Origin of the sequence: Actinacidiphila yanglinensis (assembly GCF_900107965.1) — a bacterium.
In the GTDB taxonomy this organism is placed as follows: Bacteria; Actinomycetota; Actinomycetes; order Streptomycetales; family Streptomycetaceae; genus Actinacidiphila; species Actinacidiphila yanglinensis.
Map to the genome: position 1 here is coordinate 275,270 of NZ_FNVU01000006.1, position 25,366 is coordinate 300,635.

16 protein-coding genes are annotated in these 25,366 nt (G+C 72.0%); 9 read left to right on the forward strand and 7 right to left on the reverse strand.

What is annotated here, in order from left to right; translation table 11 throughout:
• Nucleotides 1–192: 192 nt before the first annotated feature.
• Nucleotides 193–2,271 (forward strand): alkaline phosphatase family protein, encoded by a 2,079-nt coding sequence (locus tag C4U44_RS16210; protein WP_103886503.1) that lies wholly within the window; start codon nucleotides 193–195, stop codon nucleotides 2,269–2,271.
• 138 nt (nucleotides 2,272–2,409) lie between these two features.
• A complete protein-coding gene (locus C4U44_RS16215; RefSeq protein ID WP_103886504.1) occupies nucleotides 2,410–3,000 on the forward strand; it encodes a DinB family protein in 591 nt (196 codons plus the stop codon).
• A 73-nt stretch (nucleotides 3,001–3,073) separates the two neighbouring features.
• Here the strand turns inward: C4U44_RS16215 and C4U44_RS16220 are convergent, their stop codons facing one another.
• A complete protein-coding gene (locus tag C4U44_RS16220) occupies nucleotides 3,074–4,315 on the reverse strand; it encodes an ROK family transcriptional regulator (RefSeq protein WP_235032126.1) in 1,242 nt (413 codons plus the stop codon).
• Nucleotides 4,316–4,972: 657 nt separating this feature from the next.
• Between C4U44_RS16220 and C4U44_RS16225 the strand changes: the two genes are divergently transcribed.
• From C4U44_RS16225 to C4U44_RS16240, 4 genes are all read left to right on the forward strand, one after another.
• Nucleotides 4,973–6,355 carry an extracellular solute-binding protein gene (locus C4U44_RS16225; RefSeq protein ID WP_235032127.1) on the forward strand — a complete coding sequence of 461 codons (1,383 nt, stop codon included), beginning with the start codon at nucleotides 4,973–4,975 and terminating at the stop codon, nucleotides 6,353–6,355.
• Nucleotides 6,352–7,290 carry a carbohydrate ABC transporter permease gene (locus C4U44_RS16230; protein WP_103886507.1) on the forward strand — a complete coding sequence of 313 codons (939 nt, stop codon included), beginning with the start codon at nucleotides 6,352–6,354 and terminating at the stop codon, nucleotides 7,288–7,290. Before C4U44_RS16225 ends, C4U44_RS16230 begins: the two co-directional genes overlap by 4 nt.
• Before the next feature lie 58 nt (nucleotides 7,291–7,348).
• A complete protein-coding gene (locus tag C4U44_RS16235; protein WP_103886508.1) occupies nucleotides 7,349–8,245 on the forward strand; it encodes a carbohydrate ABC transporter permease in 897 nt (298 codons plus the stop codon).
• Nucleotides 8,246–8,353: 108 nt separating this feature from the next.
• Entirely contained in the window at nucleotides 8,354–11,503 is a 3,150-nt protein-coding gene (locus tag C4U44_RS16240) for an alpha-mannosidase (RefSeq protein ID WP_103886509.1), read from the forward strand.
• A gap of 52 nt (nucleotides 11,504–11,555) precedes the next feature.
• Here C4U44_RS16240 and C4U44_RS16245 read toward each other — a convergent pair whose 3' ends face one another.
• The 5 genes from C4U44_RS16245 to C4U44_RS16265 form a co-directional block, all read right to left on the reverse strand.
• Entirely contained in the window at nucleotides 11,556–12,581 is a 1,026-nt protein-coding gene (locus C4U44_RS16245) for a LacI family DNA-binding transcriptional regulator (protein ID WP_235032128.1), read from the reverse strand.
• Nucleotides 12,582–12,760: 179 nt separating this feature from the next.
• Complete coding sequence (locus tag C4U44_RS16250; RefSeq protein ID WP_103886511.1) at nucleotides 12,761–13,744, reverse strand: ABC transporter substrate-binding protein; 984 nt, start codon at nucleotides 13,742–13,744, stop codon at nucleotides 12,761–12,763.
• Nucleotides 13,745–13,889: 145 nt separating this feature from the next.
• Nucleotides 13,890–14,942, reverse strand: coding sequence for an ABC transporter permease (locus tag C4U44_RS16255; protein ID WP_103886512.1), 1,053 nt, complete (start codon nucleotides 14,940–14,942; stop codon nucleotides 13,890–13,892).
• Nucleotides 14,939–15,682 (reverse strand): ATP-binding cassette domain-containing protein, encoded by a 744-nt coding sequence (locus C4U44_RS16260; RefSeq protein WP_235032129.1) that lies wholly within the window; start codon nucleotides 15,680–15,682, stop codon nucleotides 14,939–14,941. Before C4U44_RS16260 ends, C4U44_RS16255 begins: the two co-directional genes overlap by 4 nt.
• 360 nt (nucleotides 15,683–16,042) lie before the next feature.
• Entirely contained in the window at nucleotides 16,043–16,609 is a 567-nt protein-coding gene (locus tag C4U44_RS16265; protein WP_103886514.1) for a hypothetical protein, read from the reverse strand.
• A gap of 277 nt (nucleotides 16,610–16,886) precedes the next feature.
• Between C4U44_RS16265 and C4U44_RS16270 the strand changes: the two genes are divergently transcribed.
• A complete protein-coding gene (locus tag C4U44_RS16270) occupies nucleotides 16,887–17,807 on the forward strand; it encodes a zinc-binding dehydrogenase (protein WP_103886515.1) in 921 nt (306 codons plus the stop codon).
• Nucleotides 17,808–17,882: 75 nt separating this feature from the next.
• Nucleotides 17,883–18,332 (forward strand): nuclear transport factor 2 family protein, encoded by a 450-nt coding sequence (locus tag C4U44_RS16275; protein ID WP_103886516.1) that lies wholly within the window; start codon nucleotides 17,883–17,885, stop codon nucleotides 18,330–18,332.
• A gap of 91 nt (nucleotides 18,333–18,423) precedes the next feature.
• On the opposite strand, the gene C4U44_RS16280 is transcribed toward C4U44_RS16275, so the two are convergent.
• On the reverse strand, nucleotides 18,424–20,835 hold the full coding sequence (locus tag C4U44_RS16280; protein WP_103886517.1) for a ricin-type beta-trefoil lectin domain protein: 2,412 nt from the start codon (nucleotides 20,833–20,835) through the stop codon (nucleotides 18,424–18,426).
• Between the two features lie 401 nt (nucleotides 20,836–21,236).
• On the opposite strand from C4U44_RS16280, the gene C4U44_RS16285 reads away from it, so the two are divergent.
• Nucleotides 21,237–25,253: an Ig-like domain-containing protein gene (locus tag C4U44_RS16285; protein ID WP_103886518.1), complete on the forward strand. Its 4,017-nt coding sequence runs from the start codon at nucleotides 21,237–21,239 to the stop codon at nucleotides 25,251–25,253.
• The last annotated feature ends 113 nt before the right edge of the window (nucleotides 25,254–25,366 follow it).

Consider the following 25,366-nt stretch of genomic DNA (forward strand, 5'->3'; position numbering starts at 1 on the left):
CCTCCGCCGGGTGGGCGCGACCGGGAGAAGGGGGCGAATCCGCGCAAATCCGTGGGCGGGGGCGACCCGCGGTCGACGTCCCGCTGATCATCGCTCGGGTGCCGTTCACGCGCAGTTGGTGTGCGCTCGCTTCGATGAGGAGTCGCGGCACGCGTCCCCCGACCGTCCGCCCATCCCACGCGAGGAGCGTCCATGGCCCCCGATCCGATCATCCCGACACCCGAGCCGCCGCTCGGGGACGGACCCGAGATCACGAGCGGCACCAGCAGGCGCCGGTTCATCCAGGGCGCGGGGGCCGCCGCCGGGGCGCTGGTGCTCGGCGGGACCGCCGGGACGGGCGCCGCGCACGCCGCGTCGAAGCCGCGCTACGTCCTCCCCAAGGGCTTCAAGGGCGACATCTCCGACCTGAAGCACGTCGTGATCCTCATGCAGGAGAACCGGTCCCTGGACCACTACTTCGGCACGCTCCCGGGCGTCCGCGGCTTCGACGACAAGCAGGCGCTGCGGTTCCAGGACGGCACCGGCGTCTTCCAGCAGAAGGACGCCAACGGCGCCGTCGTCACCCCGCAGGTCGACGACGGCGCCTGGGGGAACGACCACGGGGCCTGGGGCGACGTGGCCCACCGCACGTGGGACCAGTGGGTGAAGCACAACGGCGCCAGCTGCATGAACCACCACAGCGACGCCTACATGGGCTTCTACCACTCGGTGGCCGCCCAGTACACCATCGCCGACCAGTACTTCTGCTCCGAGTTCGGGCCGACCGACCCCAACCGGAAGTACCTGTGGAGCGGCACCTCCAACACCGAGACCGGCAACACCGACGAGTCCAACTACTCCCGCCCGTGGACCACCGTCGCCGAGCAACTCCAGCAGGCCGGTATCGACTGGCGGCTCTACTCCGACAACAGCGGTGACGGGCGCCAGGGTTACGTCAGCAGCTGGGTCGGGGACTACGGCGACAACGAGCTCAAGTACTTCAAGGGCTTCGATCCGGCCGGGCTGAGCGCCGACGACCCGAAGCTCCAGCCCGGCACCGGGCTGATCTGGCGCGGCAACGCGACCTACTACGCGGGCATGACCTCGCCGAGCGACGACTCCGACCAGAACCTCGACGCGGTCCTGAAGGACCTGCGTGACGCCTGCGTGCCCGGCGCGGAGCACCCGCTGCCGGCCGTCTCCTGGATCGTCGCGCCGTACGGCTGGTCGGAGCACCCGAGCGCCGACACCCTGCACGGCGAGCGCTACGTCAAGAAGGTGCTCGACATCCTGCAGAGCAACGACGACATCTGGAACCACACGCTCTTCATCCTCAACTACGACGAGAACGACGGGAAGTTCGACCACGTGCTGCCGCCGTGGCCCGAGCCCGGCACCGCGGCCGAGTACGCCGGGGACTACCCGCTCGGCTTCGGCCCGCGGGTGCCGATGCTGCTGGTCTCGCCGTGGTCCCGCGGCGGGTACGTCGCCTCGGAGGTCTTCGACCACACCTCGACGATCGCGTTCCTGGAGACCTGGGCGACGCACCTGGGCAAGCCGTTCCACTGCCCCAACATCAGCGACTGGCGCCGCTCGATCGCGGGCGACCTGACCAGCGCGCTCGACTTCGGCCACCCGCAGCCCGGTCCGGCCGCCTTCCCGGACCCGGCGGCCGAGCAGCCGGTGTCCATCGCCGCCGACCACATGAAGGCGCGCCCGCTGAGCTTCCACCCGCACGCGACGCTCGTGGAGGACCGGGCGAGCGGGACGGTCACCGCACGGATGGCGCTGACCGGGGGCCCGAAGGGCAAGGCCCTGAGCTTCCAGGTCTTCCCGGACGCCTACCGGCCGTTCTCCAGCACGCCGTTCACCGTCACCGCCCGCGGCCCGCGCGAGTACCGCTGGGACACCGCGGACACCGACGGCCGGTACGCGTTCTCGATCTACTCCAACGACGGCTTCGTCCGGTCCTTCGCCGGCCAGGTCGTGCCCGCCGGGAAGAAGGACGGCGGGCTCCCCCGGGTGGAGGCCGACCTGCTGGAGGGTCACGGCTCGCACGAGGCTCAGGTGAAGCTCACCCTGCACAACGACGGCACCCGGCCGGTGCGGTACACGCTGACCGCGCACGACCACCTCGGCGGCACCCGGGAGGTGACGGTGGACCACGGCCGCACGACGGTCGTCACGTGGCCGACGCAGAACGGCTCCTACGACGTGGTCCTCACCGTCGACACCGACACCGCGTGGACGCAGCGCTACGCCGGACGGATCGCCACCGCCGGCAAGCACTGACCGGCGGCGACGCCCACGGGGCGGCGGCGGGCACCGCGCCCGCCGCCGCTCCCGGTACGTACCGCCCCCGGTCCCCTCCCGAGCTGCGCCCCGCGAAATCCGGTGGACAGCGGGCGCGTACGCGACAGACTTGCCGCCATGACCGCGACCGACGCCAAGGACGACCTCCGGCGCTATCTCCAGACCGCGCGTGACGCCCTGCTGTGGAAGCTGGACGGGATGTCGGAGTACGACATCCGCCGTCCGATGACACCGACCGGCACCAACCTGCTGGGCCTGGTCAAGCACGCGGCCGGCGCGGAGTTCGGCTACCTCGGCGACACCTTCGGGCGGCCGTCGGGCGAGCGGCCCCAGTGGGGGGACGACACCGCCGAGCCCAACGCGGACATGTGGGCCGGCCCCGACGAGTCACGCGAGCACATCGTGACGCGCTACCGGCGCGCCTGGGCGCACGCCGACGCGACGATCGAGGCGCTGGCGCTCGACACGGTCGGCCGGGTGCCGTGGTGGCCCGACGGCAGGGACGACGTGACCCTGCACCATGCCGCGGTCCGCGTGATCGCCGACACCCACCGGCACGCCGGTCACGCCGACATCCTCCGCGAACTCCTCGACGGCGCCGTGGGCATGAACGAGAACAACACCAGCATCCCGCCGGTGGCGTCCGGGTGGTGGGAGAAGCACCACGACCGGCTCGAGCAGGCGGCCCGGGACGCCGGGCAGGAGTGACGCGGCCCCGGCAGGGGTGACGCCGCCCCGGCAAAGGCACAGGGACCGGACGTCGGGAACCCGCGGGCCCGCCTCACGGCGACGGCTGCGTCAGCATCCGCCACCCCGGGGCGTACCTCCCGTGCAGGATCAGCGACGCCGCGCCGACCGCGCCCACCGCCTCGCCGATCACGCTGCGTTCCACCGAGACGCGGCGGATCGCGCGCGCCACCGATGTGGTGTTGACGGCCGCGTCGACCTCCTCGCACATGATCGCCTCGATCCCGCGCAGCGCCTCCCCGCCCAGCACCACCCGGTCGACGTCGAGCAGCGCGACCGCGCCCCGGGCGGCCTGGCCGATGCGGGCGGCCGCCGTACGGATGACGTCGCGCGCCGCGGGCTCGCCGCGGCGCGCGGCGCGGCACAGCACCTTCCAGTCGGCGTGCACGGCCTCGTCGGTGCCGGCCAGACCGATCCGCTCCGCGGCCGAACGGCCGTGCCGCGCCGTCAGGTCGGCCAGTACGGCGGCAGGACTGACGTACGGGCCGAGGCAGTTGGTGCCTCCGCAGTGGCAGGTCCGGTCGCCGGGCTCGACCGTCATGTGCCCGAACTCTCCGGCGTTGCTCGAATCGCCGTGCAGGACCGTGTTGTTGAGCACGATGCCGGCGCCGATGCCGGTACCGAGGTAGATGAAGAGGAAGCTGCCGGCGCGGGCGCGGCCGCCGATCCATCGCTCGCCGATCGCGGCGACGGTCGCGTCGTTGTCCATCGCCACCGGCATGCCGGTGGCGGCGCCGAACATCTCCAGGAGCGGCACCCGGCCCCAGCCGGGGAAGTTCGGCGGGAGCACCACCTCGCCGGCGGTGCCGTCGATCGGCCCGGGCGTGGCAATGCCGGTGCCCAGCAGCCGGGCCGGGTCCACCCGGGTCCTGGCGGTGAGCCGCCGTGCCGCTGCCGCGACCCGGGCCACCACCCGCGCCGGGTCGCCGAGGTCGGTGAGCCTGACCCGGCGCGAGGCGAGCACCTCGCCGGACAGGTCGACCACCACGATCACCGCGGCGTCCGGGTCGAGTTGCACCCCGACCGCGAAGGCCCCGTCGGCGCGCGGGGAGAGCAGGGTGCGGCGCTTGCCGCCGCTGGACGGGGCGTGGCCGGACTCCGTGATCAGGCCGGCCGCCAGCAGCCGGCGCACGACGTTCGAGACGGTCTGGCTGGTCAGGCCGGTGAGCGGGGCCAGTTCGACCCGGCTGACCTGGCCCGCGGTCCGGATCGCGTCGAGGATCACGGCCTGGTTGTAGCCCCCCACCCGGGGCAGGTTCGTTCCACCCTGCGTCACCGTGTCACGTTCCTCTCCTCACCGTGTCACGTCTGCTGTCCGTGACCGCGCCCGCCCGGATTCCCGCGCCGGGGGCCGCGTCGCGGGTCGGCCCGGGAGCGCGGGCGATTCCGCTCCGGGCCCGACCCGATGCTCGGATCACGGCCCGGAACAGCCCGCCCAATGACCCGTTCCGGGCTCGGATCCGGGCCCCCGCCCGTCTCCGGTGTGCCGCTCCCCCGAGCCCCCGGCCCCCGGGTCACCCGACTCCCCCGGCTCCCTGCGACCCCTCCCCGCAAGGACGCCGGAACGTCAGGTCACCAGGACGGCAGCGCGGTGAGAACCCGGTCCGCCCGCACTCCCGTTGCCCTCCGCCCGCCGCGCCTGCTGCTTCCCGCGTTCCGGTGCCGGCCGGCCCGCCGCGCGCGGCTACCGCCCAACCGCCCGCCCCCGGCCCGCGTTTCACGCCCCCCTGCCGCCGGGAAGTTTACATGTCAGAAGCGTTGACTTACTCCATCCATTGGATTTAGCTTCCCGGACATGTCAGGGCGCCGCCCGCCCTGGCAGCCATGGGGGTGTCCCACGCGGGCAGCCCTGGCGTTCCCGCATCCCGTACCTGACCTGCCCTCGGTCCATCCCGGCGGCGGGCCCCGTCGGGTACACCCCCGGAGGTTGAGCGTGCGCACGAGATTCACCGTCGCGACCGGCATCGCCGTCATCACCACCGTGCTGGCCGCGACCGTGTCAGGTTGCGGTTCCGGTTCCGGAAGCTCCGGCAAGACGATCAAGGTCGTCTACCAGAAACAGCTGAACAGCAGTAATACGGTGCAACCGGACTTCCTGGCCGCCCAGGTCAAGGAGTTCGAGAAGGCGAACCCCGGCACCACCGTCAAGCTCGTGCCCGTCACCGCCAGCGAGAACGACTACTACACCAAGATCCAGCTGATGATGCGCTCCCCCGTGACCGCGCCGGACCTGGTCTACGAGGACACCGCGACCATCAACTCCGACGTGGCGAGCGGGTACTTGAAGCCACTGGACAGCTACCTGTCCACGTGGAAGGACTGGAGCCGGTACGCCACCGCGTCGAAGGCCGCGATGAAGTACGCCAAGGACGGCAAGACCTACGGCGTTCCGGACAATACCGACACCCGCGGGATCTGGTACAACAAGACGCTGCTCAAGCAGGCCGGGATAGCGCTGCCCTGGCAGCCGAAGACCTGGGCCGACGTGCTCGCGGCGGCCAACGCGATCAAGGCCAAGGTGCCCGGCGTCACCCCGCTGAACGTGTACACCGGCACCGCCGGCGGCGAGCAGTCCTCCATGCAGGGCTTCGAGATGCTGCTGTACGGCACGGCGGCCGGCGGCGACTCCCTCTACAACGCGGCGCAGCAGAAGTGGGTGGTGGGCAGCCCCGGCTTCAAGGACGCGCTCAACTTCCTGCACACCGTCTACAGCCAGGGCCTCGGCCCGAAGGTGCAGACGGCACTCGGCGTCAACATCGGCGCCCAGGTGGGCACGGAGATGATCCCGCAGGGCAAGCTCGCCATCGACCTCGACGGCTCGTGGATGCCCAACAACTGGATCCGCACCGGGCCCAAGCCGTGGCCCCAGTGGGAGACGACGATGGGCGAGGCCGCGATGCCCACCCAGAACGGGCAGGACAAGGGCAAGGTCAGCATGTCCGGCGGCTGGGCCTGGTCGATCCCGGCCAAGGCGAAGAACACCGACCTGGCCTGGAAGTTCCTCCAGTCGCTGGAGACCGAGACCGCCTCGGCGCAGTGGAACAACGTCAACGCGACCATCCCCACCCGGCAGGACGTCGCGGCCGACCCCACCTACCTCAAGGCGCTGCCCACCAACCAGTTCTTCAGCGGGCTGGTCGCCGACACCTACTACCGGCCGGGAGTGCCTGCCTACACCCAGGTCTCCAGCGCCATCCAGAAGGCCATGGAGTCGGTGACGACCGGTCAGGCGAGCGTCGACAAGGCGGCAAGTACGTTCGATAACGATGTCAAGTCCGCCGTCGGTGCGGACAACACGATGCAGGGCACGCAGTGACCTCGTCCGTCGCTCCCGCCGCCGGCCGCAGGGGGGCCGGCGGCGGCAAGGCCGAGCGGACACCCCTGCCGGCCTCGCTGGCCGCCCTGCTGCGCGGCCTGCCGCTGCTGCCCGCGGTGGTGCTGCTGGCGGTGTTCCTCGCCGGGCCGATCGGCTACTGCATCTACTACGCCTTCACGGACATGCAGCTCACCGGCGCGTCCGGCACCCACTTCACCGGGCTGCACAACTTCACCCGGGCGTTCGGGGACTCCGACTTCACCAACGCGGTCGAGCTGACGCTGCTGTTCGTGGTCGGCTCCGCGGTGATCGGGCAGAACACCCTCGGGCTCGCGCTGGCCGTGCTGATGGAGAAGGCGTCCAAGCCGGTGCGGTCGCTCACCAGCACCGTGGTGATCTCCGCGTGGGTACTGCCCGAAGTGGTCGCCGGGTACCTGATGTACGCGTTCTTCTACCAGGAGGGCTCGCTCAACGCGATCCTGCACTTCCTGCACCTGCCGCAGCAGAACTGGCTGTACACGCTGCCGATCCTGGCGGTGTGCCTCGCCAACGTGTGGCGCGGCACGGCCTTTTCGATGCTGGTGTTCTCCGCGGCGCTCAGCGACGTGCCGCGCGAGCTGGTCGAGGCGGCGGAGGTCGACGGCGCGAACGCGTGGCAGCGGCTGTGGCGGGTGACGCTGCCGGTGATCCGGCGGTCGATCCTGACCAACCTGATGCTGATCACGCTGCAGACGCTGTCGGTGTTCGGCCTGATCTACACCATGACCCGGGGCGGCCCGGGCAACAAGACCGAGACGCTGCCGATCTTCATGTACCAGCAGGCCTTCCAGAACAGCCTGATCGGGTACGGGACGGCGATCGCCCTCGTGCTGCTGGTGGTCGGCGCGCTGTTCTCGGTGGTGTACATCCGGCTGCTGAAGGTGGAGGACGCGTGAGCGGCGCGCCGCCCGTGCGGGGAACGACCAGGAGACCGACCATGATCAGGGAGTACTGATGGCCGTGACCGACAGTCCGCGGATGGCGGCGGCCAGGCCGGCGGCGTCCCGCGACCGCACCGGCCGCTCCCGGCGGAGCCGGGTGCGGGCCAGCCGGGGCACCATCAACGTCGTCCTGCTGCTGTTCTCCGTGCTCTACCTGGTGCCGCTGCTGTGGATGGTGCTGGCCTCGTTCAACGCGCACGCCTCCTTCAAGCTGAACGTGCCGTCCCCGACCACCGCCAACTTCCACCACGTGCTCACCTACGACACGACCTTCCGGCCGATGCTCAACGGCCTGCTGCTGTGCGGCGGCGGCACCCTGGTCTGCGTGGTGTGCTCGATCCTGGCCGCGTACCCGCTCTCGCGGTTCCGCTCGCGGCTGCGCCGGCCGTTCCTCTACACCATCCTGTTCACCACCGGGCTGCCGATCACCGCGGTGATGATCCCGGTCTACAGCATGTTCGTGCAGGTCAACCTGATCGACTCGATGCCGGCCACGACGCTCTTCCTGGCCGCGTCCGCGCTGCCGTTCGGGATCTGGCTGATGAAGAACTTCATGGACGGCGTGCCCGTGGTGCTGGAGGAGGCGGCCCGGATCGACGGCGCCAACTCCATGCAGGTGCTGTGGCGGATCGTGCTGCCGCTGATGTGGCCGGGCGTGATCGTCGTGACGATCTTCACCTTCATCAGCATGTGGGGGAACTTCTTCGTCCCCTTCATCCTGCTGCTGTCGCCGGAGAAGCTGCCCGCCTCGGTGAGCGTCTTCAACTTCCTCAGCGCGCACGACCAGACGCAGTACGGGCAGCTCTCCGCGTTCTCGATCCTCTACTCGATCCCCGTGGTGATGCTCTACCTGATCCTCGCCCGCCGGCTGGGTGGCGGCTTCGCCCTGGGCGGCGCGCTGAAGGGCTGACGCCCGTCCCTGCCCACCCGCACCCACCCGCAGCCACGCGAACCCACGCGAACCCGTACCCCGCCCGGTCGACCCCGGGCGCCCACCGACAGGGAGGGCCCCTTCCCCATGCACAGCGACCCCGCCAGCACGGAGGAGCGGCTGCAACGCGTGCTCGACCAGCGACTGCGCCCCGCCGTCCACGCCCGGACGCTGCCCCTCACCGTCGAGGTCTGGCACGTGGCGGGCGAACCGGTGCCGGTCAGTGCCGGGCTGGCAGCGGAGTACAGCCCGGCGCGGGTGGGTGACCGGTGGGGGCCGGCGTGGTCGACGAGCTGGTTCAGGCTCAGCGGCCGGGTGCCGGAGGAGTGGGCCGGGCTGGCGGTGGAGGCGGTCGTGGACCTGGGCTTCGGCACGACCGAGCCCGGCTTCTCGGCGGAGGGCCTGGCCTACCGGGCGGACGGCTCCGCGGTGAAGGCGCTCAACCCGCGCAACACCCACCTGCCGGTGGCCGCCCCCGCCCGCGGCGGCGAGGAGGTGCGGTTCTACGTCGAGGCCGCGGCGAACCCCGTGGTGATGCACACCGGCCCGGACCAGCTGACCTTCGGGGTCACGTCCGCGGGCGACCGGGCCGGCTGGCTGGACGACGGCGGTGGCCATGACGGCGCCGACGACGCAGACCGTGGCGGTACGGGCGCCGCCGACCGCACGCCGGCCGGCGAGCCGCTGTACCGGCTGCGCCGGCTGGACCTCGCGGTGTTCGACGCGGGGGTCTTCGAGCTGGTCCAGGACCTGGACGTGCTCGGGGAGTTGATGCGGGAGCTGCCGGAGCAGTCCACCCGGCGCTGGCAGATCCTGCGGGCGGTGGAGGACGCACTGGACCTGGTCGACCTGCAGGACGTCGGCGGCACCGCGGCCGCCGCGCGCAAGGCGCTCATCCCCGCGCTGGCCGCGCCGGCCAGTACCGGCGCGCACCGGATCTCGGCGGTCGGCCACGCGCACATCGACTCGGCCTGGCTGTGGCCGCTGCGCGAGACGGTGCGCAAGGTCGCGCGCACTGTCTCCAACGTCACCGAACTGATGGACTCGCACCCGGAGTTCCGGTTCGTGATGAGCCAGGCGCAGCAGCTGGCGTGGCTGAAGGAGCACCGCCCGGAGGTGTACGCGCGAGCGCAGGAGAAGGCGAAGACGGGGCAGTTCCTGCCGACCGGCAGCCTGTGGGTGGAGCCGGACACCAACATCACCGGCGGCGAGTCGCTGGTACGGCAGTTCGTGCACGGCAAGCGGTTCTACCTCGAGGAGTTCGGGGTCGAGACCGAGGACATGTGGCTGCCGGACACCTTCGGCTACAACGCGGCGCTGCCCCAGCTGATGAAGCTGGCCGGGGTGCGCTGGTTCCTCACCCAGAAGATCTCCTGGAACACCACCAACGCCTTCCCGCACCACTCGTTCTTCTGGGAGGGCATCGACGGCACCCGGATCTTCAGCCACTTCCCGCCGGTCGACTCGTACAACAGCGGGCTGACCGGGGCCGAGGTCGCGCATGCGGAGCGCAACTTCCGGGACAAGGCGCGCACCCACCGCTCGCTGGTGCCGTTCGGCTACGGGGACGGCGGCGGCGGTCCCACCCGGGAGATGCTGGCCCGGGCCGCGCGGCTGGCCAGCCTGGAGGGGTCGCCGCGGGTGAGCGTGGAGGGGCCGGCGGAGTTCTTCCCGAAGGCGCTGGCGGAGTACCCCGACGCCCCGGTGTGGGTGGGCGAGCTGTACCTGGAGTTCCACCGCGGCACCCTGACCAGCCAGCTCGCCACCAAGCAGGGCAACCGGCGCTGTGAACACCTGCTGGCCGAGGCCGAGTTGTGGTCGGCGACGGCGGCGCTGCGGACCGGGGCGCCCTACCCGTACGACGCGCTGGACCGGTTGTGGAAGACGGTGCTGCTGCACCAGTTCCACGACATCCTGCCGGGCACCTCGATCGCGTGGGTGCACCGGGAGGCGGAGCGGACGCACGCGGAGGTGGCGCGCGAGCTGGAGGGACTGGTCGGCTCCGCGCAGCGGGCGCTGGCCGGGGCGGGCGAGGGCGCGGATGGGGGCGAGGTCGTCTTCAACGCGGCGCCGCACGCGCGTGACGGCGTACCGGCGATGGGCGGCGCACCCCGCGGGAGCGCGGCGGGTACGGTGCGGCCGGTGCGGTCGGACGACGGCTTCGTCCTCGACAACGGTCTGGTGCGGATCACCGTCGACGGCCGCGGCCTCATCACCTCCGCGTACGACCTCGACGCGGACCGCGAGGCGCTGCCGCCCGGATCCGCCGCGAACCTGCTGCAGTTGCACCAGGACTTCCCGAACCGGTGGGACGCCTGGGACCTCGACTCCTTCTACCGCAACACCGTGCGCGACCTGACCGCGGCCGACTCGGTCACCGCCTTCGAGGGCGACCCGAAGGGCGGGTCCGGGTCCGGGACCGGCGGCGGGGTGCGGGTGGTCCGCAGCTTCGGCGACTCCCGGGTGGAGCAAGTGCTGACGCTGCGCGAGCGGAGCCGGCAGGTCGACATCGACACCGTGGTCGACTGGCACGAGCGGGAGAAGCTGCTCAAGGCGGCCTTCCCGCTGGACGTACGGGCCGCGCACTCCACCGCGGAGATCCCGTTCGGCCACGTCCAGCGGCCCACCCACGGCAATACCAGCTGGGACGCGGCCAAATTCGAGGTGTGCGCGCACCGCTACCTGCACGTCGGCGAGCCCGACTGGGGTGCCGCGCTGGTCAACGACTCCACCTACGGCCACGACATCAGCCGCGACGTGCGGGCGGACGGCGGCACCACGACCACGGTCCGGCTGTCGCTGCTGCGCTCGGCCCGCTTCCCCGACCCGCAGCAGGACCAGGGCCGGCACCGGCTGCGCTACGCCCTGGTGCTCGGCGCGCAGGTCCCCGACGCGATCCGGGCGGGCTACCGGATGAACCTTCCGGAGCGCGCGGTGCCGGGCTCCGCCACCGTCGCCCCGCTGGTGACCGTGGACCACGCGGGCGTGGTGGTGACCGCGGTCAAGCTCGCCGACGACCGGTCGGGCGACGTGGTGGTGCGCCTGCACGAGGCGCACGGCCGCAGGGCGCGGGCCGCGCTCGCGGCGTCCTTCGACGTCGCCTCCGTGGCGGTCACCGACCTGCTGGAGCGGGAGGCGGCGGAGCTCGGCAGCTGCACGGCGGAGGGCTCCGAAGTACAGCTGGCGTTGCGGCCGTTCCAGATCATGACGCTGCGGCTGGCTCCCGCGCGGCCGTAGCCGCAGGGTCGTCGGCGGGGGCCGCGCCCCGCCCGGCCGGGACGCCCCCGCCTCAGCGTCCCGGCGCCCGCGCGCCGCTCTCGCCCGAGGCGCGGACCAGGAAGCGGGTGAGCAGCACCACCGAGCGGGGCGCCGAACTGTCGCCGCCGATACGGGAGAAGAGCACGTTGGCCGCGGTGCCGCCGAGCGCCACCGGGTCCTGGCTGACCACCGTCAGCGGGGGGTCGAGGCGTTCGGCGAGCGGCAGGTCGTCGAAGCCGACCAGGGCCAGCGGCGCCGTGCGGTCGGCGGCGTCGAGCGCTCCGAGGGTGATCAGGTCGTTGCTGGTGAACAGCGCGGTGGGCGGGTCGGGCAGCTCCCGCAGCGAGCCGATGGCCGCGCCGGCCGACTCCCGCGTGCGCAGCCCGTGCCGTACCAGGTCCTCGTCGACCGGCACCCCGTGGGCGGCGAGCGCGTCGCGGTAGCCGCTGAACCGCTCGGCCTGGGTCCATATGTCGAAGCGGTCGCCGAGGTAGGCGATCCGGGTGTGGCCGTGCCCCAGCAGGTGGGTGACCGCGCGCTGGGCGCCGGCCCGGTTGTCGACGGTGACGGTGTCGACGTCCAGGCCCTTGCCCGGGCGGTCCACGCACACCACCCGGGTGCCGGCGGCCATCGGCTGCTTGAGGAAGCCGTGGCCGCCGTTGGTGGGCACCAGGATGAGGCCGTCGACCTGGCGGGCGGTGAACGCGGCGATCACCTCGCGCTCGCGGCGCGGCTCGTCGTTGGTGCTCCCGACGAGCACGACGTAGCCGCGCCGGTGCGCCTCGTCCTCGACCGAGCGGGCCATCAGGGCGTAGAAGGGGTTGGCGAGGTCGTCGACGACCAGCCCGATGGTGGAGGTGCCGAGGTTCTTCTGCCGCAGGTGGCGGGCGTTGTCGTTGCGCTGGTAGCCGAGCTTGCGGACGGCCTGCTCGACCCGGGCAGCGGTGGACGGCGCCACTCCGGGCTCGCCGGAGACGACACGGGAGACCGTCATCGGGCTCACTCCGGCGGCACGGGCCACGTCCTTCATCGTCGGGCGCTTCACGGGTCTCCTCATCGGACGCTCCCGGGCGCGCGGGCCCTGGCCCGGGGCCGGCGGTGGTGGCGCGGGCAGCGGTTCCTGCCCGACGCGCCATCATGACAGGGCACTTCCGCGGGCCGATCGGCTCCCCCCGCGCCGGGGCGCCCCGCTGGGGGACGTCCCGGCCGGACGGCGCCGCCGTACCGGACGTCCGGTCAGCAGGCGTCCTTGTAGAGGTACTTGCCGACCGACGCCGAGTCCAGGTTGGCCTTGGTGATGGCGACCATGTCGGTGCCGATGGACGCGGTCACCTTCTTCTTGTCGATGGCGGCGAGCGCCTGGTCGACGCCCTCGGTGCCGATCCTCGCCGGGTCCTGCGCGACCAGCACGTCCAGGGTGCCCGTCTTCAGGGAGGTCACCTCGTCCGGCTCGGCGTCGAACGCCGCGACCTTGACCTTGCCCTGCTTGCCCGCGGCCTGCAGCCCGGTGGAGATGCCCTGCGCGGTGTTGGTGTTGCCCGCGAAGACGCCGCCGAGGTCGGGGTGCGCGGCGAGCGTGGACTGGATCTGCGAGGCGGCGGTGGCCGGCAGGTCGTTGTCGTAGAGCACCGGCAGCAGGGTGATGTTCGGATGGTTGGCCTTCATCTCCTCGTCGAAGCCCTTGGTGCGCTCATCGGTGGTGGACACCCCCGGTTTGACGCTGATCACGATCGCGGAGCCCTTGTCGCCCATCAGCTTCGCCAGCGCCTTCGCGGCGGCGCGACCGCCGGCCACGTTGTCCGAGGAGATCCGGGACACCCCGATCGACGCGTCGCTGACGGTGGTGTCGACCAGCACGATCTTGGTGCCGGCGTTCTGCATCTGGTTCAGCGACGGGGTCAGGGCGGCGGTGTCCACCGGCGAGATGAGCAGGCCGGAGGGGTGCTTGGCGGCGACCGAGTCGATGATCGGGCGCTGCACGGCCACGTCCCACTGCGCCGACCCGTTGACGGTCAGCTTCACGCCGCGCTTCTTCGCCTCCTGCTGGGCGGCGCAGGCCATCGTGATGTAGAACGGGTCGCTCTTGACCCCGGTGATCATCTCCAGCGACTTGCTGCCCGAGCCGGAGGACCCGCCGCCGCAGGCCGCGGTGGTCGCGGCCACGAGGGCGAGGACCGCGCAGGTCCCCACGAGGGTCGTGGGTCTGCTGATGTGCCGCATGGTGGACCTCTTTCTGTGCGTGGGCGAGGGTGGTCGTGCCGAGGGACTCCGAGGGTGGGCGCGTGCGGGTACGGGGGTGTTCGCGAGGTGTGCGGAAGGGTTCTCGCGGGAGGGGTGAACGGTTGGCCTTCGGACTGACGGTCGGTCAGGCGCGTTCGCGGCCGCGCCGGCGGAACTGGTCGAGGTAGACCGCGGCGACCAGCACTACTCCGATCGCGACGTCCTGCCAGTACTGCTGGACGCCCATGATGATCAGCCCGGTGCTCAGCACGGCCGGGATGAAGACGCCGATCAGGGTGCCCAGGACGCTGCCGCGCCCGCCGAAGAGGCTGGCGCCGCCGAGCACGACCGCGGTGATCACGGTGAGGTTGTCGGTGGCGTGCCCGGCGATGGAGGTGGTGCCGAAGTAGGCCAGCCACATCACGCTGCCGAGCCCGGAGAGCAGTCCGACCAGGGCGTAGACCTTGACCAGGTGCCGGTCGACGTTGATGCCGACGCGGCGGGCGGCCTCCGGGTTGGAGCCGATGGCGTACGTGTAGCGGCCGAAGCGGGTGAAGGCGAGCACCAGGCCGAAGACGAGCGTGGTGGCGAAGGCGATCACCACGAGCCAGGGGATCTGGCCGAAGAGCTTGCCGAAGCCGATGGCGTGCTGGAGGTGGTTGGACACGGCGCCGGTGGGGTCCTGGCCGCCGGTGATGATCTCGGCGATGCCGAGTGCGGCGCCGAACCCGCCGAGGGTGACGATCAGCGGCGGCACCTTCGCCTTGGCCACCAGCCAGCCCTGCATCGCGCCCCACACCAGGCCGGTGACGAGGGCGATCACGGTGCTCACCGCGATGGTGCCCCATCCGGCCTTCGCGCCACCGTGGTGGATGGTGTACTCCGCCGAGAGCACCGCGGACAGCACCAGCACGGAGCCGACCGACAGGTCGATGCCGGCCACGATGATCACGTAGGTCATCCCGACCGCGAGCACCAGGTAGATCGCCGCGTTGGTGGCGATCTGGGTGACGTCGTAACTCGTCAGGAAGGTGCTGGGGCGGGCCGCGGTGAAGAACACCACCAGCAGGACCAGAACGCCGAAGGTCCACACCTCGTTGACGTCGGCCAGCCGCCGCAGCCACGGCGGTATGCTCCGGCCGCGCGGCCCGCCGGTGGCGGCCGCGGGGTCGTCCTTGACGGGGGTGTCCGCGCTCATGCCGCGCCCTCCTTCCCCGCCGCGTCCAGCGCGCCGGTCATCGCCCCGACCAACTCCTCCACGGTGGTGTCCGCGGCGGTCAGCCGGGCCACCCGGCTGCCCAGCCGCAGCACCTCCACCCGGTCGGCCACGGACAGGACTTCGGGCATGTTGTGGCTGATCAGGACCACGGCGATGCCCCGGTCCCTGACCCGCTTGATGGTGTCCAGCACCCGGCCGCGCTGCACCACGCCCAGCGCGGCGGTCGGCTCGTCCATGAAGATGATCCGGTTGGCGAAGACCACGGCGCGGGCGACGGCCACGGACTGCTTCTGGCCGCCGGACAGTGCGGCCACCGGGACGCCCACGTCCCGCAGGTCGACGCCGAGTTCGCGGAACGCGGCGACCGCCGAGCGGCGCATCGCGGCCCGGTCCAGCACCCCGAGCCGGCCCAGCAGGCCGCCGCGGTACAGCTCGCGGCCGAGGTGCAGGTTGGCGGCCGCGTCCAGGTCCTGCGCGAGCGCGAGGTCCTGGTAGACCGTCTCGATGCCGTACTTCCGGGCGTCCAGTGGGCTGCCGAGCTGCACCGGCTTCCCGTCCACCAGCACCTCGCCCTCGTCCGGCCGGATGGTGCCGGAGAGGGTCTTCACGAGCGTGCTCTTGCCGGCGCCGTTGTCACCGATCAGCGCGACGACCTCGCCGGGGTACGCGGTGAAGTCCGCGCCCTGGAGCGCGTGGACGTGCCCATAGCGCTTCGTCACCTTTCTCGCTTCGAGCAGAGGGTCTGTCATCGGGGGACTGCCTCCACGCCCTTGGTAACGTTCTCAGAGTTTCCGCAGAGTGTGGGCGCGCCCTGACGAGGTGTCAAGAGATCGCGCACGAAGCGGAATACGCGCTTTCCCCTTGCCCGCCAACGCCTCCACCGCACCCCCGCACGCATCTTGACACCACGCATCCAACCCCCTGACACTGCCCGCTGCTTGGTAACGTTCACGCAACACCGCGGTTCATCGGGCACGGCTCATCGGGACGGGTCACGTGGCGGAAGGGTGCCGGGCAGCGGCGACCCGGGGGTCAGGGACCTGCGCGACGATCAGACGAGCTTCCGACTGTCCGGTCCTTCACCCGAGACGTCGACCGCTCCCGCGGGTGGTCCGTCGGAGATGGGGGCGGGAGGGGGTGGGGAGCCAGGTGAGGGTGAGGCCAGCGCCGTCGGGGAGGGCGTGCCAGCGGGCGGCGAAGTCGTCCAGCCGGGCGAGGATCCGCGCCACGAGGGGGGACTCGCGCAGGCCGGGCTGGGTGGCCTCCATCTCGGCGACCCAGTGCGGGAGTTCGGCGACGAGTCCCGCGCGCAGTTCCCACAGCGGAAGGCAGTAGGACGCGAGGTTTTCGGAGCGGGCCATGTCGGCGTGCTCGGCCGCGGTCGGCGAGCGCTTCGCCTCACGACGGGCCTGGCGCCGTTTGAGCGCCGGGTCGGCGGGCCAGAACAGGTTGTTCCACCCGGCGGCGATCCGGCCGAAGACGCCCCCGGACAGTCCCGCCTCGGCCTCGACCAGGAAGTGCACGGCGTCGTGCGGCAGATGGTCGTGGTATCCCGGGCCCTGCCGCGGCGCCAGCTCCGGGCCGTGCTCGCGGACCACCGCCATCCGGTACCGCCGCCCGCCGAGCTTCGTGAACGTCACGTCCATACCGGCCACGCTACGACCGCGCCCGCACGCTCCGCACCGGCTTTTCCGCTGCCCGCCGCCTGCGCCGCGCCCGAGCCGACAACGCACCGGCCGCTCGCCGACCGCAGGCCCCCCACACCGCGGACCTGCGGGAACACCTCCCACCTTCGCCGACAACCGTCGGTTGTCGAGCGGGACCGATGGCTGTTGGACGGGGGTCGGGGCGTGCCGCTTTGCTGGTCGTACGCCCGCCGGACACGAGGTCGGCGGGCGACGGATCGGCAGAGGAGGCAGCGACATGAAGGCGCTCGTCGCAACGGGGGACGCACAGCGGTCCGTGGTCGTCGAGGAGGTGCCCGAGCCGCGGCCGGGCCCGGACGTAGCCCTGGTGCGGGTGGCCGCGTTCTCGGTCAACCGCGGGGAGACCTTCCAGCTGGAGCGGCCCAGGGCGGGGTGGCGGCCCGGCAAGGACGTCGCCGGGGTGGTGGTGCGGGCGGCGCGGGACGGCTCGGGTCCGGGCGCCGGCACCCGGGTGGTCGGGCACCCGCCGCAGGCGGGGTGGGCGGAGCTGGCGGCGGTGCCGACCGCGTCGCTCGCCGCGCTTCCGGAGCCGGTGACCGCGACGACGGCGGCGGCCCTCCCGCTGGCCGGGCTGACCGCGCTGCGGCTGGTCCGCACCGCCGGGCCGCTGGTCGGGCGGCGGTTGCTGCTGACCGGCGCGTCGGGCGGGGTCGGCCACTACGTGGTGGAGCTGGCCGCGGCGGCCGGCGCCCGGGTCACTGCCGTCACCGGCTCCGCCGAGCGCGGGCGGCGCCTGCTGGAGCTGGGTGCGCGGGAGATCGTGCACGAAGTGGCGGACGCGGAGGGGCCGTTCGACCTGGTGCTGGAGTCCGTCGGCGGGAAGAGCCTGCCGACGGCGCTGGCCCGGCTGGCGCCGCGCGGCACGCTGGTCTGGTTCGGCCAGGCCTCCCGCGTCCCGGTCACCCTCGACTTCTTCGACTTCTTCTCCGGGCCGGAGTCGGCGGTGCTGCGGCACTTCCACTACGAGCACTTCGACACGCCGTTCGGCCAGGACCTGGCGACGCTCGTGGACCTGGTCGACCGCGGCCGCCTGCACCCGGAGATCGGCCTGGTCGCCGACTGGGCCGACACGGCCTCGGTGCTGGACCGGCTGCGCGAGCGGCAGGTGCGCGGCAACGCGGTCCTCACCGTCGGCTGACACCCCCGGCGTTCCGGGCCGTTCCCTCCCCTGCTTCCCTACTCCCGCACAGCACTTGCCCCTGAGGAGCACACGATGAGCACCACGAACAGCACGAACACCCGCACCGCCGAGGCCAAGGCCGTCGTCGTCCGCTACGTCGAGGCGGTCCGCGACGGCGACCTCGCGGTCATCCGTGACAGCTTCGCCGAGGACGCGGTCTGGATCTACCCGGGCGAGCTGTCGATCTCGGGCCGCTGGGAGGGCCGCGACCACATCGTCGACGACTTCCTCGGCGGCATGGGCACCCGGCTGAAGGAGGGCGCGCCGCTGGTCATCGAGCTGACCAACGTCGTGGCCGAGGGCGACCAGGTGGTGGCCGAGTGGTCGTCGAAGGGCACCACGGCCGCCGGTGACGCGTACGACAACCGCTGCAGCGGCACCTACACCGTCCGCGACGGCCGGATCGTCGAGGTCCGCGAGTACGCCGACACCCACCACGTGGCGAGGACGCTGCTGGCCGGGGACGCTCCGGCGGCGCGGTGAGGACGGCGGTACGGCCGTGGGGCCCGGGCGCGCGGACAAGACGCGCCCGGGCCCCACGGCTGACCGTGATTCCCATCGACCTGACAGTGCGTCAGGAGGGCAGCTTCCACTGCTGGTTCGCGCCGCCGTTGCAGTCCCACAGCTCGAGCTGGGTGCCGTTGGTGGTGTTGGAGGCGGGATCGTCCAGGCAGCGCCCGCTGGCCGGGTTGTAGAGGGTGCCGATCTGCGGGAGCCACTGCTGGTTGCCGCCACCGTTGCAGTCCCACAGCTCGGTCAGGGTGCCGTTGGCGGTGCCGGCGCCGGTGGCGTCCAGGCACTTGCCGTTGATCCGGACCGTGCTGTCGGACCCCACCGTCCAGTTCTGCGCGCCGGTGCCGTTGCAGTCCCAGATCTGCACCGCGGTGCCGTTGGCGGACGAACCGTTGTCGTCGTCCAGGCACTTGTTGCTGCCCGCGCCGGAGACGATCGGGCCGGTGGGTGTACCGGTGGAGCCGACCGGGGTGACGGTGAGGTTGTCGAACTGGTCGGTCTGGTAGCCGCTGGTGCCCAGGCCGACCATGCCGCTGGCGTACGAGGAGTCGGTGGCCGAGCCGACGGTGGTCCCGTCGACCGCCGCGGTGAGCTGGGTGCCGTTGACGGTCAGCGCGAGGTGGTGCCAGGAGCCGGTGCCGAGCGCGGTGGTGGTGCCGGAGGCCAGCGTGCTCTGGGTGCCGCCGGAGCTGTTCCGCAGGATCGACCAGGCGCCGGTGTTGGAGACCTGGAGGTAGTAGGCGTCGATGTCGGCGGGGTCGAAGCCGCGCTGGTTGCCGACCCGGGCCAGGAGCTGCACCGCGCCGGCCTGCCGGATCAGCGTGTCCGCGGCCACGGTGTAGTTCGCCCATCCCGGCCCGCCGCCGAAGGTGTAGGGGGCGGAGTCGCCGTCCCATTCGATCGGCTTGGTCGCGGCCTGCTGGGTGACGCACTGTCCGGAGCGCCCGCCGGCGCAGCCGGTGACCTCGAAGGCGCCCTGCATCTGGGAGAGGTAGGTGGGCTGCTGGCCGGCGTGGTCGCTGTCGAAGCTGTCGGAGTACGGCAGCGGCTGCGACGTGGCGGCCGGCCCCTGGGCGGTGCTCCTGCCCTGCCCGGTGGTCGTGGTCAGCGTGTAGACGTAGCCGGGCTGGACGGTGAGCGAGTAGGCGCCGCCGGACGGGGTCAGGGTGGACTGCTGGACCAGGTTGTCCCCGGAGGTTGCGCTGTTCACGTTGGTGGCCCACACGTGCACCGCCCCGGTGGACAGCCCGCCGGAGACGTGGACGTTGACGGTCTGCGCCGCGGTGGCGGTGGTGGCCTCGATGACCGTGGAGTAGTCGCTGCCGCTTGCCGACTTCAGCGTGACGTAGCTGCCGTTGGACTCGCTGCCGCCGAGGTAGCCGGAGCCGGCGTCGACGAACTTCCAGCCGGGCGAGGTGAACTGGGTGATCTGGGCGGTGGCCCACAGGTTCTTCCCGACGCTGTAGGCCCCGGAGTAGGGCTGGTTGGCGAGGACCAGTCCGTCGGTGTCGTACGGCAGGTTCGGGTAGACGGCGGCGGCGATCGGCCAGTTGACGTAGGCGGTGAGCTTCCCGTCGATGTAGCCGCGGGTGAAGGAGCGGATCAGGGCGGGGGCGCCGGAGTCGCGGTCCTGGGAGCCGTTCTCGCTGGCCCACAGCGGCTTGCCGGTGCCGACCGCGGTGCTGGTGCTCGGGCACGTGTCGGCGCTGCCGCCGTCACCGCCCGCGCACGGGTAGTGGGCGCCGATGACGGAGACGCTGGCGGCGAACGCGGAGTTGGACGCGACGTCGTTGGCCACCGACCAGTCGCTGTCGGCGCCGACGATCTGGGTGCCGGAGTAGCCGTTGCTGTTCAGGGCGGCGCGCAACTGCTCGTACCAGGCGATGTTGTAGCCCCGCTCGTTCCAGCCGCCGAGGTAGTCGATGGTCAGGCCGTGGGACTTGGCGCAACCGAGCCAGCTGACCAGGTAGTTGACGGTGTCGGTGGACCAGAAGTTGCCGCCGCCGAGGTAGCCGGGAGCGCCCCACGCCAGGCCGTAGAGCTTGATCGCGGGATTGCGGGCCTTGGCCTGCTCCATCAGCCACCACTCGTAGCCGGTGCTGCAGTCGACGGTGCCCGCGGTGTGCTCGTGGCTCGACTCCGAGCCGTCGGTGGAGTTGGTGTCTCCGCCGATCTCGACCTTGAAGATCTGCAGGTCCGCGCCGGAGCCGGGCTTGAAGAGGTAGTCGAGGATCTGCTGCTGCTGGGCGGCCGGGTAGTCGGCCAGCAGCCGGCTGTTGCCGCCACCGCCGCTGATCGCCCCGATGCCGTCGAAGGTGCGGCCGCCGCTGGTGCCGTCGACGGAGATCGTGGTGGTGGTGGCCGCACCGGCCGGGGCCGCGGCCGCACCGAGGCCGAGGGCGGCGAGCACGGCGAGGATGACGGCGGCGACCACCGTCCGGCGTGAGGAGCCGGACAGGGCGTGTCTGCGCATGGGGGGTTCCTTTCGGGTACGGGCGAAAGGGAGCAGAACGGAGCACATCGGCGGAGCACCTGTGGGGAAACGTTCGGATACGTTGCCGAGCTGATCAGAAGTCAGCAGAACCAAGCGCGTGAACATGACACTGCCGCACCCGGGTGAAGTCAAGGGATCCGACCGAAGTGCCGACCGGCCCGGCGGGAACGGGCCAAGTCCGCCCGAGCCGGGGTCTTTACGGCGGCACTTCCGATGCATTACAACGGCAGTCATCCGATGTTAAATGGCGGCGTCACGAGGTACGCGCGTGACGTGCGTCAACTGCGCCCGGGGAACGGCGTATTCATCGGAGCACTAGCCGGAGCGCGGTAGGCGTTCCGGCGGGAACCCGGTCGAGCGTCGTTCAGCCTGGAGGCATCGTGCACGTCATCTCCCGTAGTCGAAGAGCTCCGCTGCGGCGGGCTCTCGCGCTCTGGTCGGCGCTGCTCGCCGCGCTGGCGACCTTCGTCCTGGCCGGCTCCGGCGCGGCGCGGGCGGCCACCGGCGCGGCCCCCGCCGGGACTCCCACCGGCGCCACCACCGCATGGCGGAACGGGGCGTTCCAGCTCGACCCGACCGCGGTGGCGGCCCGCTCCGACATCGTGCTCGGCGCGCCGAACAGCGACCCGACCGCGTCGATGCCGCTGGGCAACGGGTCGCTGGGCGTGGCCGCCTGGGCGGCCGGCGGCTTCACCGCGCAGCTCAACCGCTCCGACACCATGCCGGACCGCAAGTCGCCCGGGCAGCTCACCATCCCCGGCCTGTCCGTGATCTCGCACGCCGCGGACTTCAGCGGGCGGCTCGACCTCACCGACGGCGTACTGCGCGAGTCCGGCGGCGGCATGTCGCTGAAGGCGTGGGTCGCCACCGGCAAGGACGAGCTGGTCGTCGACGTCTCCGGCGCCGACCCGTCGATCGCGCAGACCGCGACGATCAACCTGTGGTCCGGTCGCAAGCCCGTCGCGGCCGTCTCCGGCACCACCGGCACCCTGGCCGAGACGTGGACCGACGGCGGCCCGCCGATCGGCAGCGGCCAGACCTTCGGCTCGCTCGCCGCGATCACCGCGGGCGGCCGCCAGGTCAGCACCACCGTGGCGAGCCCGACCCAGGTCAGGACCACCTTCAAGCCGAAGGCCGACGGCACCTTCCGCGTCGTGGTCGCCTCCCCCGGCTGGAAGGGCGGTGACGCCGCGAAGACCGCGGCGCAGGTGATCGGCCACGACGCGACCGCCGGCGAGACCTCGCTGCTGTCCGCGCAGGACCGCTGGTGGAAGCAGTTCTGGACGCACTCCGGCCTGGTCGAGATGAACTCCGCCGACGGCAGCGCCGCCTACATCGAGAACCTGCGCACGCTGTACCTCTACGAGGAGGCGGCGTCGATGAAGAAGGGCATCTACCCGGGCAGCCAGGCCGGCGAGGCCGACATGTTCGCCTGGGACAAGGACACCCAGACCTGGACCCCCTCGGCGTACTGGCTGTGGAACCTGCGCACCCAGATCGCGGCGAACATGTCCTCGGGCAACTACGCCCTGAACACCCCCGTCTTCGACATGTACGCCGACGACACCCCGCAGATCGAGGCCTGGACGAAGCTCGCCATGGGCGGGCTGCCCGGCTCCTGCGTGCCCGAGACGATGCGCTTCAACGGCAACGGGCTGGACATCCCCACCGGCAACTGCAGCGAGGCCAGCTCGCCGAACTGGAACGCGCTGGACATCTCCAGCGGCCCCGAGGTCGCGCTGTACATGTGGGAGCAGTACCAGGCCACCGGGGACAAGGCCGCGCTGGCGAAGTACTTCCCCTTCATGAAGTCCACCCTCGCCTTCCAGCTGGCGTACCAGAGCGTCGGCAAGGACGGCCTGCTGCACGCGAACGCCAACGCGCACGAGACGCAGTGGGCGGTGCAGGACCCGACCACCGACATCGCGGTCGACCGGACCCTGTTCCCGATCATCACGCAGGCCGCGCAGGTGCTCGGCACCGCGCACACCTCCGACGCGGCGCTCCTGAAGCAGGTCGCCAAGGCCGAGACGGAGATCCCGCCGTACCCGCGCACCGACCAGGCCACCCGCACCCAGCTGCTCAACCCGGACTACACGCAGGCCGAGACGCAGGCCGCGGACGCCACCGGGACCGACATGATCGCGATCTCGTACGAGCCGGCCGCCCAGCGCCGCAACGGCGAGAACATCGAACTGGAACCGCTGTGGCCGTGGAACACGGTCAGCGACCAGGACAGCAACCTCTTCTCGCTGGAGCAGCGTTCCTACGACCACCGGCCCAACAAGGGCGGTAACGACTGGTCGATGGACGCGATCGACGCGGCCCGGCTGCAGGACCCGGCCGAGGTGCGCGCCGACCTCGTCTCGATCACCGAAGGCCACCAGGTCTACCCGAACGGCTTCGCCGACCTCGGCAACACCGTGGGCTACCAGCCCTACATCGAGCAGGAGTCGGGCGTGGCCACCGCGGTCGGCGAGGCGCTCGCGCAGGACTACGACGGCATCGTCCGCTTCGCACCGGCCTGGCCGAGCGACTGGGACGGCAGCGGCAGCGTCTACGTCCAGCACAATGACAAGGTCGACGTGCAGGTGCAGGGCGGCAAGCTGGTCACCGCCGCGATCGAGGCGGGCAGCACCGGCACCCTGAAGGTGAAGAACCCCTGGCCCGGACAGCGGGTCGAGGTGGTGGACGGCCGCAGCGGCCGCACCGTGGTCGCCCCCGGCACCGCGGACCTGATCAACGTGCCGGTCCGCAAGGGCGGTTCGTACCTCGTCCAGCAGGTCGCCGCGCCCACCAAGGCCCTGCCGTACGCGCCGGTCACCGGCAGCGCCCCGACGGCCGCACGCCACCTCGGCGGCGTACGCATCGGCCTCGACGCGACCGCGCAGTCCGGTACCTCCACGGTCGGCACGGTGCTCGGCGGCACCAACACCGACGACGGCCTCACCCAGCTCGACTACGCCGGCTCCACCGGCGCCACCACGCAGGCCGCCACCGTGGCCGGCCTGACCGCGCGCACCACCGGCACCGGGACCGGCGGCGCGGGCAGCGACCTGTACTTCGGCATCGGCGACGACACCGCCGCCACCGGCGACTACGACGCGAAGGTGACCGTCTCCTACTACGACTCCGGCACCGGCACCCTCGCGCTGCAGTACGACGCGGGACCCGGCCACCCCTACCAGCAGGCGGCGACCACCGTCGCACTGCACGACACGAAGACCTGGAAGACGGCCGAATTCAGCGTGACCGGCGCGTACTTCGGCGGGCTGGAGAACGCCGGCGCCGACCTGCGGCTGCACTCCGCCGACCCGATCACCGTGCACAGCGCGGCGGTTGCCGTGACCGGTGCGTGGGTGCCGGACCGGAAGGCATTCCCGCCCGCCCCCGCCATCACCACCCCGCGCAGCGGGGCGACGGTCAAGCTCGCCGCCGCCATCGCCGGCACGGCCCTCCCCGGCGGCACCGTGACCGTGCACGAGGGCAGCGGTGCGCTGTGCTCGGCCACCGCCGACGACACCGGCGCGTGGAGCTGCGCCCCCGACGGCGGGCTGACCCCCGGGCGGCAGACCGTCACCGCGACGGTCACCGACCCGACCGGGCTCGTCGGTGACGCCTCGGCCGCCGTCGGCTTCGACGCCTCGGACCTGCCGCCCGGCACCGCCGTGGTCGGCACGGTGGTCGGTACGGACAACCACGCCTACGGGATGAGCGAGGACGAGACCCCGTCCGGCGGGTTCGACGGGCCGACCACGGCCGGGACCGTCGCCGGCCTCAGCGCCCGCACCAGCACCGAATCCAACATCTACTTCGACATCGACGACTCGGTGGCCCACGCCGGCTTCTACACGGCGGTGTTCACCGTCTCCTACTACGACCAGGGTTCCGGCTCGTTCAACGTGCAGTACGACGACGGCACCACCAACCCCTACAAGTCGGCGCCGGCCATCTCGCTGACCGGTACGAACACCTGGAAGACCGCGACGGTGACCGTCTCGGACGCCTACTTCGGCGGCCAGCAGCACTCCGCGGCCGACTTCCGGCTGCGCAACGGCGGCGGCCAGGTCACCGTGCACAGCGTCGCGGTGAAGATCAGCGGCGACGGGGTGCCCGACGCCACCGACTTCGCCCCGCCGGTCGCCTTCACCTCCCCCGCCGCGGGCGCGACCGTCGGCTCCACCCCGGCGCTGGCCGGCACGAGCGAGCCGGACGCCGCGGTGACGGTCACCGAGGGCTCCGCCCCGGTCTGCACCGCCACCGCGGCCGACGACGGCACCTGGACCTGCACCCCGGCCCAGGCCCTCGCGGCGGGCGCGCACACCCTGACGGCGAGCGCGCAGGACCCGACGGGCACGCCGGCGCAGCAGGACACGCTGGCGGTCACCGTGCAGTGAGGAGCCGCGGTCACCGTGCGGCGGGCGGCGGCCCGCCGCACGGTGACCGCGCCGGCCGCAGGGCCGGAGAAAGACGCGAGCGGTGCCGGTCGGATCCCGACCGGCACCGCTCG

What these genes read in the sequence shown, in the direction of transcription:
- C4U44_RS16210 (WP_103886503.1), top strand. Translation starts at nt 193, where the DNA reads ATGGCCCCCGATCCGATCATCCCGACACCCGAGCCGCCGCTCGGGGAC.
- C4U44_RS16215 (WP_103886504.1), top strand. Translation starts at nt 2,410, where the DNA reads ATGACCGCGACCGACGCCAAGGACGACCTCCGGCGCTATCTCCAGACC.
- C4U44_RS16235 (WP_103886508.1), top strand. Translation starts at nt 7,349, where the DNA reads ATGGCCGTGACCGACAGTCCGCGGATGGCGGCGGCCAGGCCGGCGGCG.
- C4U44_RS16240 (WP_103886509.1), top strand. Translation starts at nt 8,354, where the DNA reads ATGCACAGCGACCCCGCCAGCACGGAGGAGCGGCTGCAACGCGTGCTC.
- C4U44_RS16245 (WP_235032128.1), bottom strand. Translation starts at nt 12,581, where the DNA reads ATGAGGAGACCCGTGAAGCGCCCGACGATGAAGGACGTGGCCCGTGCC.
- C4U44_RS16250 (WP_103886511.1), bottom strand. Translation starts at nt 13,744, where the DNA reads ATGCGGCACATCAGCAGACCCACGACCCTCGTGGGGACCTGCGCGGTC.
- C4U44_RS16255 (WP_103886512.1), bottom strand. Translation starts at nt 14,942, where the DNA reads ATGAGCGCGGACACCCCCGTCAAGGACGACCCCGCGGCCGCCACCGGC.
- C4U44_RS16265 (WP_103886514.1), bottom strand. Translation starts at nt 16,609, where the DNA reads ATGGACGTGACGTTCACGAAGCTCGGCGGGCGGCGGTACCGGATGGCG.
- C4U44_RS16270 (WP_103886515.1), top strand. Translation starts at nt 16,887, where the DNA reads ATGAAGGCGCTCGTCGCAACGGGGGACGCACAGCGGTCCGTGGTCGTC.
- C4U44_RS16275 (WP_103886516.1), top strand. Translation starts at nt 17,883, where the DNA reads ATGAGCACCACGAACAGCACGAACACCCGCACCGCCGAGGCCAAGGCC.
- C4U44_RS16280 (WP_103886517.1), bottom strand. Translation starts at nt 20,835, where the DNA reads ATGCGCAGACACGCCCTGTCCGGCTCCTCACGCCGGACGGTGGTCGCC.